Below are 17,228 nucleotides of genomic sequence, written 5' to 3'. Positions count from 1 at the left end.
CAACGCGCCGGAAGGGGGCGCGGGGAGGGGCAGAGCGCGGCGGAGCGCAGGACGGGCGCCCCGCCTCCCCTACGGGGTGAACTCGGTGCCGGTCAGGCGCTCGAAGGCCTCGACGTAGCGGCCGCGGGTCATCTCCACGACGTCGCCCGGCAGCTCCGGCGGCGGACCCTGCCGATCCCAGCCGGACTCCGGGGAGGTCAGCCAGTCCCGGACGAACTGCTTATCGAAGCTGGCCTGCGGGCGGCCCGGCTCCCACTGGGCCCCGTCCCAGAAGCGGGAGGAATCGGGGGTGAGCACCTCGTCGCCGAGGGTCACCTCCCCCCGGTAGGAATCCAGGCCGAACTCCACCTTGGTGTCCGCGAGGATGATCCCCTGCTCCCGGGCGATCCGCTCGGCCGTGGTGTAGATCTGCAGGGTCAGCTCGTGCAGCCGGTCCCCCATGGCCTGCCCCACGGCCTCGTTGACCTGCTCGATGCTGATCGGCTCGTCGTGCTCGCCGACCTCCGCCTTGCCGGTGGGGGTGAACACCGGGGTCTCCAGGCGCGAGCCGTCGGCCAGACCCTCGGGGAGGGGCCGGCCCCACAGGGCCCCATGGGCCTGGTACTCCTTGAGCCCGGAGCCGGTGAGGTAGCCGCGGGCGATGCACTCCACCGGGAACATGGACAGGGACTTGCAGATCATGGCTCGCCCGGCCACCTGCTCCGGAACGTCCAGGGTCAGCACGTGGTTGGGGATGTCCGCGAGCTGCTCGAACCACCAGGCGGACATCTGAGTGAGGATCTTGCCCTTGTCCGGGATGAGGGTGGGCAGCACGTGGTCGAAGGCGCTGATGCGGTCCGAGGCCACGACCATCACCGCCCCGGCGCGGATCTCGGCGGTGTCGGAGAAGGAGGAGCCGGACAGGTCGGCGCCGTCTTCGGGGACGTAGAGGTCCCGGACCTTGCCGGAGTAGATGTGTCGCCAGCCGGGGACGGCGATGGACTCAGCGGTCATGCGGTGGACTCCTGTGCGTGGGGGCGTGGGATGCGGGGTGCGGATGCGGAGACCGCCCCGCTCGGGGATCGAGCGGGGCGGCGGTTCGGGTCAGGGTGCGGGGATGGTGATCCGTCCCTCGGCGGCGCGGCGGGCGATGTCGGTGCGGTGCTGCTCGCCGGGCCAGGAGATCGCCTCCACCCCGGCGTAGGCGCGGGCGCGGGCGTCGGCCAGGTCCTCCCCGAGGGCGACGACGGCCAGCACCCGCCCACCGGCGGTCACGACGCGGGTGTTCCCGACGCCGTCGGGCTGCTCGGCGGTTCCGGCGTGCAGGACGGTGACGTCGGGCAGCTGCTCGGCGTCAGCCAGCCCGGTGATCTCATCCCCGGTGCGGGGGGTTCCGGGGTAGTTCTCGGCGGCCATCACGACGTCGACGGCCGGGCGCAGGTCCCAGCGCAGCTTCTGGTCCGGGTCCAGTTCCCCCTCGGCGGCGCTGAGCAGCAGCTGCCCCAGCGGGGTGCGCAGCCGGGCCAGGACAGCCTGGGTCTCGGGGTCCCCGAAGCGGGCGTTGAACTCGATGACCCGCACGCCGCGGGCGGTGACGGCCAGCCCGCAGTACAGGACGCCGACGAAGGGGGTGGCCCGCCGGGCCATCGCGTCCACGACGGGCTGGGCCACCGCGGCCACGACCTCGTCGGTGAAGCCCTCCGGCAGCCAGGGCAGCGGGGTGTAGGCGCCCATGCCGCCGGTGTTGGGTCCGGCGTCGTCGTCTCCGATGCGCTTGAAGTCCTGGGCGGGGCTCAGCGGAACGGTGTGGACGCCGTCGCACAGGACGAACAGGGAGACCTCCGGGCCGTCCAGGTACTCCTCGATGACCACGGCGGAGCCGGCCTCGAAGCAGGCGGCGGCGTGGGCCTCGGCCGCGGCGGGGTCCTCCGTGACCACCACGCCCTTGCCGCCGGCCAGCCCGTCGTCCTTGATGACGTAGGGGGCGCCGAAGCGGTCCATGGCCGCGCGGGTCTCCTCGAGGTCGCGGGCGACGGCAGCCTCGGCGGTGGGCACCCCGGCCTCGACCATGACCTCCTTGGCGAAGGCCTTGGAGGATTCCAGCCGGGCCGCGGCGGCGTCGGGACCGAACACGGGGATCCCGGCCTCGCGCAGGGCGTCGGCCGCCCCGGCGACCAGCGGGGCCTCGGGGCCGATGACGACGAGGTCCGCGTCGAGGTCCTCGGCCAGTCCGGTGGCCTGCTCGGGGGAGGACGGGTCGATGCGGTGCACGGGCACGACGCGGGCGATCCCGGCGTTGCCGGGGGCGGCGTGCACCTCGGTGACGGCAGGATCGCGCAGCAGCGCGGTGATGATCGCGTGTTCGCGCCCGCCGGCGCCGAGGACCAGAACCTTCATGGCCCAATGGTAACGAATCGATAACGGTGCGCAGGACGCCCGCCGCCCACGGCCGCGCCTCGACCACGGAACGACCACCGCGCGACGCGAATCGCATCCGCCCCGCGCAGGTGGGATACTCGTTGCGGCGTCACGGATCACACCCCGGCCGGGACGCCGCACCCCCTCACCGCGAACCCCAGGAGCGAAGCGCCCGTGTGTGGAATCGTCGGCCATTTCTCGGCCGGTCCCGTCAACCAGCAGGTCTACGACTCGCTGCTGCTGCTGCAGCACCGCGGGCAGGACTCCACCGGCATCGCCACCGCGGAGGACCGCACCCTGCACCTGCAGAAGAAGGTGGGCCAGGTCCGGGAGGCCTACCGCACCCGGGACATGCGGGAGCTGGTGGGCAACATCGGCCTGGGCCACGTCCGGTACGCGACCAAGGGCAGCGCGGTGAACCTGGATGAGGCGCAGCCGTTCTACGTCAACGCCCCGTACGGCATCGTGCTGGTGCACAACGGGAACCTGACCAACACCCGGGAGCTGACCGATGAGATGAAGCGCCGGGACTTCCGGCACCTGAACTCCTCTTCGGACACGGAGCTGCTGCTCAACGTGCTGGCGGCCTCCCTGCAGGAGAACGTGGGCCGGCGCCACCTGGACGCCTCCGGGATCTTCGACGCCGTGATGAAGACCCACGCCCGGATCCGCGGGGCCTACGTGGTGATCGCCCTGATCGCCGGTCACGGGCTGCTGGCCTTCCGGGACCCGCACGGCATCCGCCCGCTGGTGCTGGGCCGCCGGCCGGTCACGGAGCAGACGGCGCAGGCCGCGCGCACCTACCGCGAGACCTACGGGATGGATCAGCGGCTGCCGGAGCAGGAGTGGGTCGTGGCCTCGGAGTCCCTGGTGCTCGATGCCGGGGGGTACGAGATCGTGCGGGAGATCGAACCGGGCGAGGCGGTGTTCATCGACGAGTCCGGCACGCTGCACTCGCGCCAGTGCGCCCGCGAGACCACCCTGGTGCCGTGCGCCTTCGAGTACGTCTACCTGGCCCGCCCGGATTCGGTGATGAACGGGATCTCGGTGTACGAGGCGCGGCTGCGCATGGGCGAGAAGCTCGCCCAGACCATCCGCAGCCAGGTCCCGGACGAGGATTTCGACGTCGTGATGCCGATCCCGGATTCGGCGCGCCCGGCCGCCCTGGAGGTGGCCCACTCCCTGGGTAAGGAGTACCGGGAGGGCTTCTACAAGAACCGGTACGTGGGCCGGACGTTCATCATGCCCGGGCAGGAGGTGCGCCGGAAGTCCGTGCGGCAGAAGCTCAACGCCCTGCCCAGCGAGTTCGCCGGCAAGCGGATCCTCATCGTGGACGATTCGATCGTGCGCGGGACCACGTCCAAGGAGATCGTGGAGATGGCGTACGCGGCGGGCGCGGAGAAGGTCACCTTCGCCTCCGCGGCCCCGCCGGTGCGCTACCCGCACGTGTACGGGATCAACATGCCCACCGCGGGCGAGCTGGTGGCCCATGACCGCTCGATCGAGCAGATCCGGCAGATCCTGGGCTGCGATCACCTGGTGTACCTGGGGGTGGAGGACATGCGCACGGCGATCACCGAGTCCACGGACATCGCGGACCTGGAGATGTCCTGCTTCACCGGGGAGTACATCACCGGGGACATCACCACGGAGTACCTCGACTACGTCGCCGCCGAACAGGAGTCCTGAGATGAGCCAGCCCCTGGAGACCGTCGAGCCCGCTGCGGCGGCCGAGCTGGCGGTGGTCACCCGCAGCGGCTTCGTGGAGTCCCGGCACGTGGGCTCGGCCGTGGTGGTGGAGCCCGACGGCGCGGTCTCGCGCCGCCTGGGCGATCCCGACGCCCTGCTGTTCCCCCGCTCCACGCTCAAGCCCTTCCAGGCGATCGCGGCGATGAAGGCCGGTGCGCCGCTGGTCGGCGCGCAGGTGGCGATCGCGGCGGGGTCGCACACCGGCTCCCTGGAGCATATGCGCACCGCGGCGGGGATGCTCGCCGCGGCCGGGCTGTCCCCGGAGGATCTGCGCTGCCCGCCGGCCTGGCCGAAGGACGAGGACGCCCGGGACCGGCTGCGCGAGCGGGGCGAGGGGAAGCAGGCCCTGGCGATGAACTGCTCGGGCAAGCACGCGGCGTTCCTGTGGGCGTGCGCGGTGCAGGGCTGGGACACCGCCTCCTACCTGGACCAGGACCACCCGCTGCAGCGGCTGGTCCTGGAGACCGTGCAGGAGTTCACCGGGGACGCCCCGGCGCTGGTGGGGGTGGACGGGTGCGGTGCGCCGCTGCCTGCGATCACCCTGGCCGGGCTGGCCCGCGGCTACGCCCGCCTGGGTGCCGCGATCCGCAACATCGGGGAGGACGCCCGCACCGCGACCCTGGCCACCGCGATGGTGGACTACCCGGAGATGGTCCAGGGCCACGGGGAGCCCAACACGGTGGTCATCGAGGGGCTGGACGTCATCGCGAAGCTCGGCGCCGAGGGGGTGCTGTGCGTGGCCACCCCGCAGGGGGCGGCGGCTGCCGTGAAGGTCCTGGACGGCTCCTCCCGCCCGGCCACCCTGACGGCCCTGACCCTGCTGGCCGGTGCCGGGCACCTGCCCGGGGCGGCGGTGGAGGCCGTGCTGGGGAAGATTCTGCATCCGATCACCGGCGGCGGTGAGCCCGTGGGCGCGATCCGCCTGGGTGCGGCCTTCGACGACGCCGAGCAGGGCTCAGGCGACGCCGACCAGGGCTTCGCGGATGCCGGCCAGGCCGCCGACGACGCGGGACAGGAGGCCTGATGGCGGCCCGGCGGATCTCGGACGAGACCGGGCTGGCGGCGGTGCGCGCCTGGGAGGCCGACCCGGAGGGGGCCGGGCGCTCCACGGTGGCCACGGCCGTGCGCTACGCCCTGGAGGAGCTGGCCCACCGCGCCCCGGGCAACTCGGTGGAGGTCCGGGTCCCGCCCTTCGGGGTCACCCAGGCCATCGAGGGTCCGCGGCACACCCGCGGGACCCCGCCCAACGTCGTGGAGATGCCGGCCCCGGTGTGGCTGGGTCTGGCCACCGGCTCCCTGACCTGGGGGCAGGCCCGCGCCGAGCACGCGGTGGACGCCTCCGGCAACCGCAGCGACCTCTCCGCCCTGCTGCCGCTGTTCGCGACCCGCACCGCCGCGCGGCGGGCCCGGAAAGGTACCCTGGGGTAGATGAGTCAGCACCCTTCCGCCCCCCGTTCCCCGCAGTCCTCCTCCCCCGCGGGCTCCCCGGACGCCGACGCCGCGAACGACGTCGAGACCGTCCGCCCCGCCCCGGATGATGAGGCGACCCCCGAGCGCGCGGGGGCCGAGCCGGTGGAGGCCTTCGAGGTGCGCCGGGCCCCGTCGGTGATCGCGTTCCTGCTGGTCGGGGTGGCCGTGGGGCTGGTCGTGGCCCTGTTCTCCACGCTGCTGGGCCCGGTGGACCAGGCCTACACCCTGGGCGCGATCTTCGGCATGATGGCCGTGATCTTCGGGACCGCCGGCGCCCTGGTGGGCGCGATCATCGGCCTGATCCTGGACCGGCGCTCCAAGAAGAGGGTGCGCCGCTACCGGGCGGTGCCCGTGGACGAGCACGGCCAGCCCCTGAACTGACATCCCCCCCTCCCGACGACCGGATCCGATCCACGCCCCTCCCCCGCGCGGGGAGGACCGACCCGAAGGACACCACATGGCAGACACCCAGCAGCCCGAGACCGGCCTGACCTACGCCGAGTCCGGCGTGGACGTCGAGGCCGGGGACCGCGCCGTCGACCTCATGAAGGAGGCCGTGAAGGCCACGCACGGGCCCGGGGTGGTCGGCGGGGTCGGCGGCTTCGCGGGGCTGTACGACCTCTCCGCGCTGCGCGGCTACCGCAAGCCCTACCTGGCGACCTCCACGGACGGGGTGGGCACCAAGGTCGCGATCGCCCAGACCCTGGAGATCCACGACACCATCGGCTGGGACCTGGTGGGCATGGTCGTGGACGACATCGTGGTGGTCGGCGCGAATCCGCTGTACATGACCGACTACATCGCCTGCGGGAAGGTGGTCCCGGAGCGGATCGCCGGGATCGTGCGCGGGATCGCCGCGGCCTGCTCCGCGGCGGACACGGCCCTGGTGGGCGGGGAGACCGCCGAGCACCCGGGGCTGCTGGGCCCGCAGGAGTACGACGTCGCCGGGGCCGCGACCGGCATCGTGGAGGCCGACGAGCTGCTCGGCCCGGACCGGGTGCGGGCCGGCGACGTGCTGATCGGGATGGCCTCCTCCGGGCTGCACTCCAACGGGTACTCCCTGGTGCGCAAGGTCGTGAACGTGGCCGGGTGGTCCCTGGACCGGGAGGTCTCCGAGTTCGGCCGCACCCTCGGCGAGGAGCTGCTGGAGCCCACCCGGGTCTACGCCGCGGACGTGCTGGACCTGGCCCGCACCTTCCCCGTGCTGGATGAGGACGGCGGGCTGGGCACCGGGGTGCGGGCCTTCAGCCACGTGACCGGCGGCGGACTGGCCGCGAACCTGGCGCGCGTGCTGCCGCAGGGCCTGGAGGCCCGGGTGGACCGCGGCAGCTGGCGGGTCCCGCCGATCTTCCGGGTCATCGGGCAGCTGGGCAAGGTCCCGCAGGCGGACCTGGAGCGCACCCTGAACCTGGGCGTGGGCATGGTGGCCGTGGTGGACCCGTCCGTCGCGGATCAGGCGGTGGCGCACCTGGGCGAGCGCGGCGTGGACGCCTGGGTCATGGGCACCGTGGAGCAGGGCGAGGCCCCTGCCGCTGCGGACCTGGAGGACCCGGACTATGTGCAGGGCGCGAAGGGCGTGGACGGCGGCGCGGTGCGCCTGCTCGGCGAGTACGCGTAAGCCCATCGATCCGGCACCTGCCGACGCGCAGCGTGCCGAACCCGCGAACGACGCGCGAGGGCCCCGGAACCTGCTCGGTTCCAGGGCCCTCGCGCTGCCGATGCGGCTGCGGGGTGTGACGTCCGTGCTGCCGGGGACGTCGCCCGCTGGCCGGGGGTGACGGGCGCTCAGCCGCGCTCGTCGTACTCCTCGGCGTACGGATCCTCGTAGTCGGCGAACTCCTCGCGCGCGCCGCCGGAGCGGTCCGCGGATCGGTCGGACTTCTTGGCACCGGTCAGCTCCCGCTCCAGCGCCGTGTAGTCGGTCTGCGGGGAGTAGTACTTCATCTCCCGCGCCTGCCTGGTTGCCTTAGCCTTCTGACGGCCGCGCCCCATGGCGTGACCCCCTCTTATCGCTCACTCCGGGCGCAGCCACGCTGAGCGCACACTGCGACCCCGGATCCCTGTCAGTTCTGTCGTGATCCCAGGGTACATGGTTTGTCCAGCCCGTGCCCACGCGCGACGAGGCGCCGCGGCTCACAGCTGCAGGGCGTCCAGGATCTCGCCGAAGGCCTCCCCCACCCGGGTGCGCCACAGGATGTCCGCCCGGGCATCGGCCCGCCCCGGTCCGCCGTTGATCACCGCCAGCGGCAGACCGCGGGCCAGCCCGTCCAGGACGGGACGGTACCCGCTCATCACCGCCAGGGAGGACCCGGCCACCAGCAGCGCCCGGGCCTCCCGGACCATCTGGCGCGCCCGCGCCTTGCGCTCGGGCGGCACGGACTCGCCGAAGTACACGACGTCGGGCTTCAGCCGCACGGAGCCGCACACCGGGCACCCGACCATCCGGAAGCCCGCGATCTGCTGCTCGGACAGCTCCACGTCCCCGTCAGGGTTCACCGCGCGCGGATCCAGCCGGATCCGCTCCAGGTACCCCGGGTTCGCCGCCGCCAGGCGCTCATCCAGCGCCCGACGGTCCTCGCGGTGCCCGCAGTCCAGGCAGGCCACCGCATCCAGCCCGCCGTGCAGCTGGAGCACGGTCCGGGAGCCTGCGGCCCGGTGCAGCCCGTCCACGTTCTGGGTGATGATCCCGCTGAGCATGCCCGCCCGCTCCAGCTCCACCAGGGCGTGGTGCACGGGATTCGGACGAGCCCGGTCCATGATCCGCCAGCCCACGAAGGAGCGGGCCCAGTACCGGTGGGAGGCGTCGGGATCGTGCAGGAACTCCTGGTACGTCATCGGCCGGTGCCGCCGCAGCGAGCCGCGCGGTCCCCGGTAGTCCGGGATCCCGGAGTCGGTGGAGACCCCCGCCCCGGTGAGCACCAGCACCCCGCCGGCCCGCAGCAGCCCGACGATCCCGGCCAGCGCGGCCGCGGGCTCCGTGGGGCGGGCCGTCTCCTCGACCACGCGGGCGATCGAGCGCAGGGCGGCCCGGTGGGCGGCCCCCGCAGCGGCGGGGAAGGAGGAGGTCACGGGCCCAGCCTACGCAGACCGGCCGCACCGCGACGTCGGGATCCTGCGTCATCTGGGCGACGCGACGCAACGAATGGGCGGATATCTCGCGGATCACTACAGTCGGGGACAACCCGATCGCCATCCCGGAAAGGCCCCACCGTGCCCCTGCACAGCCCGCGCCTGGCGCCCCTGCGCCGTCGCCTGCCCGATCTGCCGACCCTGCGGGACTACCTGCACCTGCAGAAGCCCACCCTGGACCGCCGGGCCGCGCGCCTGGCCAAGGCCGCGGACCTGTGGGACCTGCGGCGCATCGCCAAGCGTCGCACCCCCACCGGGCCCTTCGACTACGTCGACGGCGCCGCGGAGCGGGAGATCTCCCTGGGCCGTGCCCGGCAGGTCTACGACGAGCTGGCCTTCCGCCCGCAGGTGCTGCGCGACGTCGGCTCCGTGACCCCGCAGACCACCGTGGCCGGCGCGGCGAGCGCGATGCCGCTGGTCATCGCCCCAACCGGCTTCACCCGGATGATGCACAGCGAGGGCGAGACCGCCGGGGTGCGGGCCGCCCACGCCGCGGGCATCCCCTTCACCCTGTCCACCATGGGCACCGCGACCATCGAGGAGGTGGCCGAGGCCGGGCCCGACGGGCGCCGCTGGTTCCAGCTGTACCTGGCCGGACAGGACCGCGGGATCGCCGAGGACCTCGTGGCCCGGGCCCACGCCGCCGGGTACGACACGCTGATGGTCACCGTGGACACCCCCGTGACCGGGGCCCGGCACCGGGACACCCGCAACGGCATGACCTTCCCACCGCAGCTGACCGCCAAGACGTTCCTGGATGCGGCCTGGCGCCCGGAGTGGTGGATCAACTTCCTGACCACCGAGCCCCTGGGCTTCACGAACTTCGGCTCCGGGTCCCAGTCCATCCAGGCGATCGGGTCCCTGTTCGACCCCACCCTGGCCTTCCGGGACCTGGCCTGGCTGCGCGAGCAGTGGCCCGGGACCCTGCTGATCAAGGGCGTGCAGACCCCCGAGGACGCCGAGCGGTCCGTGGCCGCCGGGGCCGACGGCGTCGTGCTGTCCAACCACGGCGGGCGCCAGCTGGACCGGGCGCCGGTGCCGCTGCTGACCCTGCCGGAGGTGCGCCGTCGGCTGGGGCCGGAGCCGACCGTGCTGGTGGACACCGGGATCATGTCCGGGGCCGACGTCGTCGCGGCGGTGGCCCTGGGCGCGGATGCGGCGATGATCGGGCGGGCCTACCTGTACGGGCTGATGGCCGGCGGCGGGGAGGGCGTGGCCCGGGCCCTGGAGATCTTCCGCTCCGAGATGGTGCGCACGATGCAGCTGATGGGCGTGGCCCGGATGGAAGAGCTGACCCCGGAGATGGTGGCCCTGGATTGGAGGAGCGCATGAGCCGCGTCGTCGGAGGAGGGCCCGCACCCGGGGCGGGGGCGGACGTGAGCGCTGGCGGTGGCACTGGAGCGGGCGTCGAGCAGGTGGGACGAACGGGGCTGCGCCCCGGGGCCGGGCGGGCGCTGATCGCGTCCATGATCGGCACGCTCGTGGAGTGGTACGACTACGCGCTGTACGGGGCGGCGGCGTCCCTGGTCATCGGCCCGCTGTTCTTCGGGGGCCTGGAGGGCGGGCAGGCGGTGGCGGCCTTCGCGACCTTCGCGGTGGGCTTCGTCGCCCGGCCGCTGGGCGGAGTGCTCATCGCGCACCTCGGGGACCGGCGCGGACGCAAGCCGGCGATGCTGCTGACCATCCTCATCATGGGGGTCTCCACGGTGGGGATCGGGCTGCTGCCCACCCACCAGAGCCTCGGGGTGTGGGCGGTGGTGCTGCTGATCCTGCTGCGCTTCACCCAGGGGCTGGGAGCCGGGGCCGAGCTGACCGGGGCGCTGACCCTCGTCGCGGAGTACACCCCGCCGGCCCGACGCGGCTTCTGGACCTCCCTGGTGCTCTCGATGCCGGCCGCGGGCTCGGCGATCGCGATCCTGAGCTTCCTGGCCGTGGCCGGGCTGGGGCAGGAGGCGTTCCTCGGGTGGGGCTGGCGGCTGCCGTTCCTGGTCTCGGTGGTGCTGTTCGCCCTGGCCATCTGGATCCGCACCCGCCTGGAGGAGTCCCCCGAGTACCGGGCGGCGATGGCCGCTCAGCGGCAGCGCCGCGAAGCCCGACGCACCCCGCTGGGCGAGGTGCTGCGCACGGACTGGAAGGGCGTGGTGCTGGGCTTCATGGCCGTGACCGGACACAACGCCAACAACTACATCATCTCCATCGTCTCCATCACCGTCATGACCACCTACGGCGGACTGGAACGCCAGCAGGCGCTGACGGCGGTGCTGCTGGCCTCGATCCTGGGGGTCCTGCTCTCCCCGGTGGCGGGTCTGGCCGCGGACCGGTTCAGCGCGGCGAAGGTCATGGGCTTCGGGGCGGTGGCCGGCGCGCTGTTCGCCGTGCCGCTGTTCCTGGGCCTGACCTCGGGCAGCTGGGCGGCGAGCCTGGGCGTGCTGTGCGTGTCCTACGGCGTGGTGCTCTCCTGCACCTCGGGCCCGCAGGGCGCGTTCGTGGCGAACCTGTTCCCCACCGAGACCCGCTTCACCGGCACCGCCCTGGCCCGGGAGACCAGCGGGGCGCTGGTCGCGGGCTTCACCCCGATGATCGTGGCCTGGCTGCTGCAGACCGCGGACGGCGCCGTCGGCCCGGCCGCCGGGTATATGGGCGTGTGCTTCGCGGTGACCGTGGCCGCCATGGTCCTGGCCCGCGGCCGCGGCAACAACCCGGCGACGCCGGGGGCGTAGGGCCGGCGGGCGTCCCGGGGCCGGCATGTCCGGGGATTCCCGGGCACGTCCGGCCCTCGGGTGCACCGAGACGGCGCTCCCGTTCCCATTCCCCCGCCCACCTGCACCGAGGCGGCGCTTTCGTTCCCAAGAATCCGATTTCTGGGAACGAAAGCGCCGTCTCGGTGAGAGGTGGGAACGAGAGCGCCGTCTCGCGGGGCCTCCGGGGGTCAGGCGCGCTCGGAGGTGACCGTCAGGCCGTCCTCGGCGACGTCCGGGTTCACGTCCACCCGCACGGTGTCCCCGTCCCAGATCTGCCCGGCGAGGATGCCCTTGGCCAGGCGGTCGCCGACCTCCTTCTGCACCAGGCGGCGCAGGGGGCGGGCGCCGAAGGCCGGGTCGTAGCCGGTCAGGCCCAGCCACTCCTTGGCCGCGGGGGTGACGTCCAGGGTCAGGCGCCGCTGCTGCAGGCGCTGAGCCATCGCCTCGATCATCAGCTCCACGATCCGCCCCAGATCCTCGGTGGTCAGCGGGTCGAACATGATGATGTCGTCCAGCCGGTTGAGGAACTCGGGCTTGAAGGAGGCGTTGACCACGTTCATCACGGCCTCGCGCTTCTTCTGCTCCTCCTGGGTCTGATCCACCAGGAACTGCGAGCCCAGGTTGGAGGTCATGATCAGAATGACGTTGCGGAAGTCCACGGTCCGCCCCTGCCCGTCGGTCAGGCGGCCGTCGTCCAGGACCTGCAGGAGGATGTCGAAGACGTCCGGGTGAGCCTTCTCCACCTCATCCAGCAGCACCACGGAGTAGGGCCGACGCCGCACGGCCTCGGTCAGCTGTCCGCCCTCGTCGTAGCCGACGTACCCGGGAGGGGCGCCGACCAGCCGGGAGACGGTGTGCTTCTCGCCGTACTCGGACATGTCGATGCGGATCATCGCGTGCTCGTCGTCGAACTGGAACTCCGCGAGGGACTTGGCCAGCTCGGTCTTCCCGACGCCGGTGGGGCCCAGGAACAGGAAGGAGCCGATGGGCCGATCCGGGTCCGAGACCCCCGCGCGGGAGCGGCGCACGGCGTCGGCCACGGCCTGCACCGCGCGGTGCTGGCCGATCAGGCGCTTGCCGAGTTCGGCCTCCATGTGCAGCAGCTTCTCGTTCTCGCCCTGCAGCATCTTCCCGGCGGGGATCCCCGTCCAGGCGGAGATGACGTCCGCGATCTCATCGGCGGTGACCTCCTCGGAGACCATGGTGTCCTCGGCCTCGGTCTGCTCCTCAGCCCGCTGGGCCTCCTCCAGCTCCCGCTGCTTGGCGGGGATCTCCCCGTAGAGCAGTCGTGAAGCCTCCCCGAGGTTGCCCTCGCGCTGGGCGACCTCGGCCGCCGAGCGCAGCTCGTCCACCTGCTTCTTGATCTCCCCGACGCGGTTCAGCCCGGCCTTCTCCGCCTCCCAGCGGGCGTTCAGGGCGTCCAGCTCCTCGCGCCGGTCGGCCAGTTCCTGCTGCAGGGTGGCCAGCCGGTCCTGGGAGGCGGCGTCGGTCTCATTCTTCAGGGCCAGCTCCTCCATGGTCATCCGGTCCACCTGGCGGCGCAGCGCGTCGATCTCCTCCGGGGCGGAGTCGATCTCCATGCGCAGGCGCGAGGCGGCCTCGTCCACGAGGTCGATGGCCTTGTCCGGCAGCTGGCGACCCTGGATGTAGCGGTTGGAGAGATTGGCTGCGGCCACCAGTGCGGAGTCGGCGATCTGCACCTTGTGGTGCGCCTCGTAGCGCTCCTTCAGTCCGCGCAGGATCGCGACGGTGTCCTCCACGGAGGGCTCGCCGACGTAGACCTGCTGGAAGCGGCGCTCCAGGGCGGCGTCCTTCTCGATGTTCTCGCGGTACTCGTTCAGGGTGGTCGCCCCGATCATCCGCAGCTCGCCGCGGGCCAGCATGGGCTTGAGCATGTTGCCCGCGTCCATGGACCCATCGGAGCCGCCACCGGCCCCGACGAGGGTGTGCAGCTCGTCGATGAAGGTGATGACCTGCCCCTCGGACTTCTTGATCTCGTCCAGCACGGCCTTGAGCCGCTCCTCGAACTCGCCGCGGTACTTGGCGCCGGCGACCATCGAGCCGAGGTCCAGGCTGATGAGGGTCTTGCCGCGCAGGGTCTCCGGGACGTCCCCGGAGACGATGCGCTGGGCCAGGCCCTCCACCACGGAGGTCTTGCCGACGCCGGGCTCGCCGATCAGCACCGGGTTGTTCTTGGTGCGCCGGGAGAGCACCTGGATGACGCGGCGGATCTCCGCATCCCGGCCGATGACCGGGTCCAGCTTGCCCTCGCGGGCGACGGCGGTCAGGTCCGTGCCGTACTTCTCCAGGGACTGGAAGGTGCCCTCCGGATCGGGGGTGTCCACGGTGCGTCCTCCTCTGACGTCGGGGATGGTCTGTTCGATGGCCACGGCCCCCGCCCCGGCCCGGGACAGGGCCGCGGCGGCCGGGTCCTCCGAGCCCAGCCGGGCGATGCCCAGCAGCAGCACCTCGGTGGAGACGAACTGGTCCCCGAGCTGCTGCGCGGCCTGCTGCGCGCCCTGCACGACGCGCAGGGACTGGCGGGAGAACTGGGCCTGGCCCACCGAGGACCCGGAGGCGGCGGGCAGGGCCTTGATCGCGGCCGAGGCCCGCTCGGACAGGGCGTCCACGTCCACCTCGAGGGACTTCAGGACGGCCACGGCCACGGACTGGCGCTGGTCCAGCAGGGCCTTGAGCAGGTGCGCGGGTTCGATCTGCGGGTTGCCCGCGGTCTGCGCGTTCATGTTCGCGGCGTTGAAAGCCTCTTGGCTCTGGGTGGTGAATCGGGTGTCCATGGCGGCTCCTCACGGTGGTTACAGGGCGAGGGGCGGGCCGCTACGCCCGCCGATCTGCCCACGTCTGTATCAACTACCTTGAGTCTACTCCGCTCAACTTGAGGGGGCAAGGGGTTCCGCAGGAGTTTTCCACAGGTTCTTCCGCACGATGGCGGGGATCGGGCGGCCCCCGGAAGCCGACGGGGCCGACGGAACGGCCCCGCAGATCGGCCCGGCCGTTCAGTCCAGCCGGCCGCCGTCGTACCCGGCGGCGTCGAGGATCTCGTCCTCCGTGGCCGGGCGCCCGTCGGCCGCGCGGCACCCGCGCCGATCCTGGGCGATCGCCAGCCCCAGGGTCGCGAAGGCCGCGACGAAGGTCAGGATGCCGAAGGTGTTGCCGAAGCCGGCGGAGAGCCCGACGACGTCCGGGCCCAGCACCGCCGAGGCCGCCGAGACCACCCGCCCCTCCACCCGGTCCGGGACGAGGAAGCCGAAGATCAGCGCCAGGACCCAGGTGCACACCAGCGCGCCGGCGATCGCCGGGGTCGTGGCCCCGCCCGGGCGGCGTCGGGCATCGCGCAGCAGGCGCCAGCAGGCCAGGCCCAGCACCGCCAGGTACACCGGCAGGACGGTCACCGCGAAGACGCCGACGAGCAGCCCGCCCGCCCCGAACAGGGCGCGTCCGGCCGTGATCCACAGCCCCGTCAGCACGGCCATCGGCAGGGCCGCGCCGGTGCACAGGCGCACCGCGGCCGAAGGGGAGGCGGCGCGAACGGGAGGGGTCATCGGGGAGGTGCTGCTCACGGAAAGCCAGTCTAGGACGCGCCCCGCCCGACCGCGGGGAGCCGGGCCCGCGATCCGGGCGCCGGCCGATACGCTGGGACCATGACCGATCAGCGCCGCTCCGTCTCCGACTCCCCCGCTCCCAGCACCGCCCTGCCCGAGGCCGTCCTGTTCGACCACGATGGCACCCTCGTGGACACCGAGCCCGTCTGGGCCCGCACCAAGGAGGAGGTGGCCGCGGAGTTCGACGCCGTGTGGACCGAGCAGGACACCCTGGCCTGCTTGGGCCAGCCGATGTCCATGACGGTGAATCGGCTGCGAGAGCTGGGGGTGCGGCTCTCCCCCGAGGAGATCGTGCGCCGCCTGGCCGCCACCGGCCAGCAGGTGGTGGCGCAGGAGGGCATCGGCTTCCTGCCGGGGATCGAGCCGCTGCTGCGCGAGGTCGCCGACGCCGGGATCCCGGCGGCCATCGTCACCAACGCCACCACGGAGATCGCCCGGGTCACCGCCTCCCGCGCCCCGGAGGGTCTGTTCCGCACGGTGATCGGGGATGAGGATGTGCAGCGACCCAAGCCGGATCCGCAGCCGTACCTGCTGGCCGCCGAGCGGCTCGGCGTGGACATCACCCGCTGCGTCGTCGTGGAGGACTCCCCCTCCGGGGTGGCCGCGGCTCACGCGGCGGGCGCGCGCGTCGTCGTCGTGCCGGGGATGCAGCCGGTGCCCGACGGCGCGGGGGACGCCCGAGCGGAGCACGAGCAGCTGAGCCTGGCGACGCTGCGCTCGGTGTTCGCCTGAGGCGATCGATGGCACCTCCGCAGGTCCTTGACCCGCCCGCGCTATTTTGATTGACTCATAACAACGCAGTTATGAGTCACTCATAACAACGTCCGCGGGCCCATCGCATCACACACACCGCATCACACACCGGGCCCGCGCACACAGGAAGGAACGCCATGTCTGAGAAGAACGCCCCGTACACCGTCCCCGGCCTGTCCGTGGACGGCGGTCACCAGGTCGCCGAGATCCTGCAGCCGCGCCTGCACGCCCTGAACGACCTGCAGCTGACCCTCAAGCACGCCCACTGGAACGTGGTCGGGCGCAACTTCATCGGCGTGCACGAGATGCTGGACCCGCAGATCGAGCTGGTGCGCGGCTACGCCGACGAGCTCGCCGAGCGCATGTCCGCCCTCGGGGTGGCCCCCAACGGGCTGCCCGGGGACCTGGTCCAGACCCGCGACTGGGAGGACTACAAGCTGGGGCGCGCCTCGGCCATGGATCACCTGCGCGCGCTGGACGAGGTCTACACCGGCCTGATCGAGGACCACCGCGCCGCGATCGCCAAGGTCGGGGACGTGGATCCCATCACCGAGGACATCCTCATCCAGCAGACCACCGAGCTGGAGAAGTTCCAGTGGTTCATGCGCGCCCACCTGGAGGACGCCGACGGCCAGCTGAGCTGACCCCGCCTCCCGGCTCCACGACGACGGCCCCGGCTTCCCGCCGCACCGGCATTTCGCTGGTGGCGAGAATCCGGGGCCTTCGCGTCTCCCGGTAACACGACCGACACCTGCCCGACGCCCCCCGAGGGTTAGGGTGGAGCAGGACGATCGGTCCCCCGGAGCCCGCTCCGACCCGACCGAACACCACCGGATCTCCACGAAAGGATCACCTATGGCCTTCCACCTCGCCAACGCCGCCCTGCGCGCCGTGCCCGGCGCCTTCATCCTCAACTCCGGCCTCGGCAAGCTCAACCTCGACGAGGACACCGCCAAGACCCTCCAGGGCATGGCCGTCAACGGCGTCCCCGCCCTCGGCAGCCTGAGCCCCCAGACCTTCGGCAAGGTCCTGGCCGGCTCCGAGATCGCCGTCGGCGCCGCCCTGCTGACCCCCATCGTCCCGCGCCGCCTGGCCGGGCTGGCCCTCGGCGCCTTCTCCGCCGGACTGCTCGCGATGTACTTCAACACCGACGAGATGACCGAGGAGGACGGCATCCGCCCCTCCCAGGCCGGCACCGCCGTCGCCAAGGACTCCTGGCTCGCCGCCATCGCCGCGGCCCTGATCCTGCAGTCCAAGAGCGACAAGAAGAAGGCGAAGAAGGCCGCCAAGAAGGCTGCGAAGAGCAGCAAGAAGTAGCGCACCGCGCTTCGGCTTTCCCGCATGACGACGACGCCCGCCCACCAGCCCC

General features: G+C 72.5%; 16 protein-coding genes. 10 read left to right on the top strand and 6 right to left on the bottom strand.

Annotated elements, in window-relative coordinates; all coding sequences use genetic code 11:
* Positions 1-69: 69 nt before the first annotated feature.
* Both KKR01S_RS03960 and purD read right to left on the bottom strand, forming a co-directional pair.
* Positions 70-993: a phosphoribosylaminoimidazolesuccinocarboxamide synthase gene (locus KKR01S_RS03960; RefSeq protein WP_061225339.1), complete on the bottom strand. Its 924-nt coding sequence runs from the start codon at positions 991-993 to the stop codon at positions 70-72.
* Positions 994-1,083: 90 nt separating this feature from the next.
* The gene (purD, locus tag KKR01S_RS03955) at positions 1,084-2,376 is read right to left on the bottom strand and encodes a phosphoribosylamine--glycine ligase (RefSeq protein ID WP_061225338.1); all 1,293 of its coding nucleotides are present in this window, start codon (positions 2,374-2,376) and stop codon (positions 1,084-1,086) included.
* Between the two features lie 195 nt (positions 2,377-2,571).
* Between purD and purF the strand changes: the two genes are divergently transcribed.
* The 5 genes from purF to purM all read left to right on the top strand — a co-directional run bounded on the left by purF (position 2,572) and on the right by purM (position 7,234).
* Complete coding sequence (purF, locus tag KKR01S_RS03950) at positions 2,572-4,086, top strand: amidophosphoribosyltransferase (RefSeq protein ID WP_061225337.1); 1,515 nt, start codon at positions 2,572-2,574, stop codon at positions 4,084-4,086.
* Position 4,087: 1 nt separating this feature from the next.
* A complete protein-coding gene (locus KKR01S_RS03945; RefSeq protein ID WP_081101537.1) occupies positions 4,088-5,170 on the top strand; it encodes an asparaginase in 1,083 nt (360 codons plus the stop codon).
* A complete protein-coding gene (locus KKR01S_RS03940) occupies positions 5,170-5,574 on the top strand; it encodes a sterol carrier family protein (protein ID WP_058730665.1) in 405 nt (134 codons plus the stop codon). The genes KKR01S_RS03945 and KKR01S_RS03940 overlap by 1 nt, the downstream gene beginning before the upstream one ends.
* Positions 5,575-5,997 (top strand): hypothetical protein, encoded by a 423-nt coding sequence (locus tag KKR01S_RS03935; RefSeq protein WP_058730664.1) that lies wholly within the window; start codon positions 5,575-5,577, stop codon positions 5,995-5,997. It begins immediately after the preceding gene.
* A gap of 76 nt (positions 5,998-6,073) precedes the next feature.
* Positions 6,074-7,234, top strand: coding sequence for a phosphoribosylformylglycinamidine cyclo-ligase (purM, locus tag KKR01S_RS03930; RefSeq protein WP_058730663.1), 1,161 nt, complete (start codon positions 6,074-6,076; stop codon positions 7,232-7,234).
* Between the two features lie 167 nt (positions 7,235-7,401).
* On the opposite strand, the gene KKR01S_RS03925 is transcribed toward purM, so the two are convergent.
* Together KKR01S_RS03925 and KKR01S_RS03920 are read right to left on the bottom strand one after the other, a co-directional pair.
* Positions 7,402-7,608 carry a DUF3073 domain-containing protein gene (locus tag KKR01S_RS03925; RefSeq protein ID WP_058730662.1) on the bottom strand — a complete coding sequence of 69 codons (207 nt, stop codon included), beginning with the start codon at positions 7,606-7,608 and terminating at the stop codon, positions 7,402-7,404.
* Between the two features lie 141 nt (positions 7,609-7,749).
* Complete coding sequence (locus KKR01S_RS03920) at positions 7,750-8,685, bottom strand: Sir2 family NAD-dependent protein deacetylase (protein WP_061225336.1); 936 nt, start codon at positions 8,683-8,685, stop codon at positions 7,750-7,752.
* Between the two features lie 141 nt (positions 8,686-8,826).
* Between KKR01S_RS03920 and KKR01S_RS03915 the strand changes: the two genes are divergently transcribed.
* A complete protein-coding gene (locus KKR01S_RS03915) occupies positions 8,827-10,077 on the top strand; it encodes an alpha-hydroxy acid oxidase (RefSeq protein ID WP_242650380.1) in 1,251 nt (416 codons plus the stop codon).
* Positions 10,074-11,465, top strand: a complete 1,392-nt coding sequence (locus KKR01S_RS03910) for an MFS transporter (RefSeq protein ID WP_207483745.1) — start codon at positions 10,074-10,076, stop codon at positions 11,463-11,465. Before KKR01S_RS03915 ends, KKR01S_RS03910 begins: the two co-directional genes overlap by 4 nt.
* Before the next feature lie 209 nt (positions 11,466-11,674).
* Here KKR01S_RS03910 and clpB read toward each other — a convergent pair whose 3' ends face one another.
* Positions 11,675-14,281, bottom strand: coding sequence for an ATP-dependent chaperone ClpB (clpB, locus tag KKR01S_RS03905; RefSeq protein WP_058730660.1), 2,607 nt, complete (start codon positions 14,279-14,281; stop codon positions 11,675-11,677).
* A gap of 219 nt (positions 14,282-14,500) precedes the next feature.
* On the bottom strand, positions 14,501-15,046 hold the full coding sequence (locus KKR01S_RS03900; RefSeq protein ID WP_133143298.1) for a hypothetical protein: 546 nt from the start codon (positions 15,044-15,046) through the stop codon (positions 14,501-14,503).
* A 99-nt stretch (positions 15,047-15,145) separates the two neighbouring features.
* Here KKR01S_RS03900 and KKR01S_RS03895 point away from each other — a divergent pair, with 99 nt between their 5' ends.
* The 3 genes from KKR01S_RS03895 (at position 15,146) to KKR01S_RS03885 (ending at position 17,176) form a co-directional block, all read left to right on the top strand.
* The gene (locus KKR01S_RS03895) at positions 15,146-15,838 is read left to right on the top strand and encodes an HAD family hydrolase (protein WP_058730658.1); all 693 of its coding nucleotides are present in this window, start codon (positions 15,146-15,148) and stop codon (positions 15,836-15,838) included.
* Positions 15,839-15,996: 158 nt separating this feature from the next.
* Entirely contained in the window at positions 15,997-16,503 is a 507-nt protein-coding gene (locus KKR01S_RS03890) for a Dps family protein (RefSeq protein WP_058730657.1), read from the top strand.
* A gap of 211 nt (positions 16,504-16,714) precedes the next feature.
* On the top strand, positions 16,715-17,176 hold the full coding sequence (locus KKR01S_RS03885; RefSeq protein ID WP_058730656.1) for a hypothetical protein: 462 nt from the start codon (positions 16,715-16,717) through the stop codon (positions 17,174-17,176).
* The last annotated feature ends 52 nt before the right edge of the window (positions 17,177-17,228 follow it).

It is taken from the genome of Rothia kristinae NBRC 15354, from assembly GCF_001570865.1.
GTDB lineage: Bacteria > Actinomycetota > Actinomycetes > Actinomycetales > Micrococcaceae > Rothia > Rothia kristinae.
The sequence above is the reverse complement of the archived record's forward strand: the minus strand, read 5'-3'. Positions and strand labels throughout refer to the sequence as shown.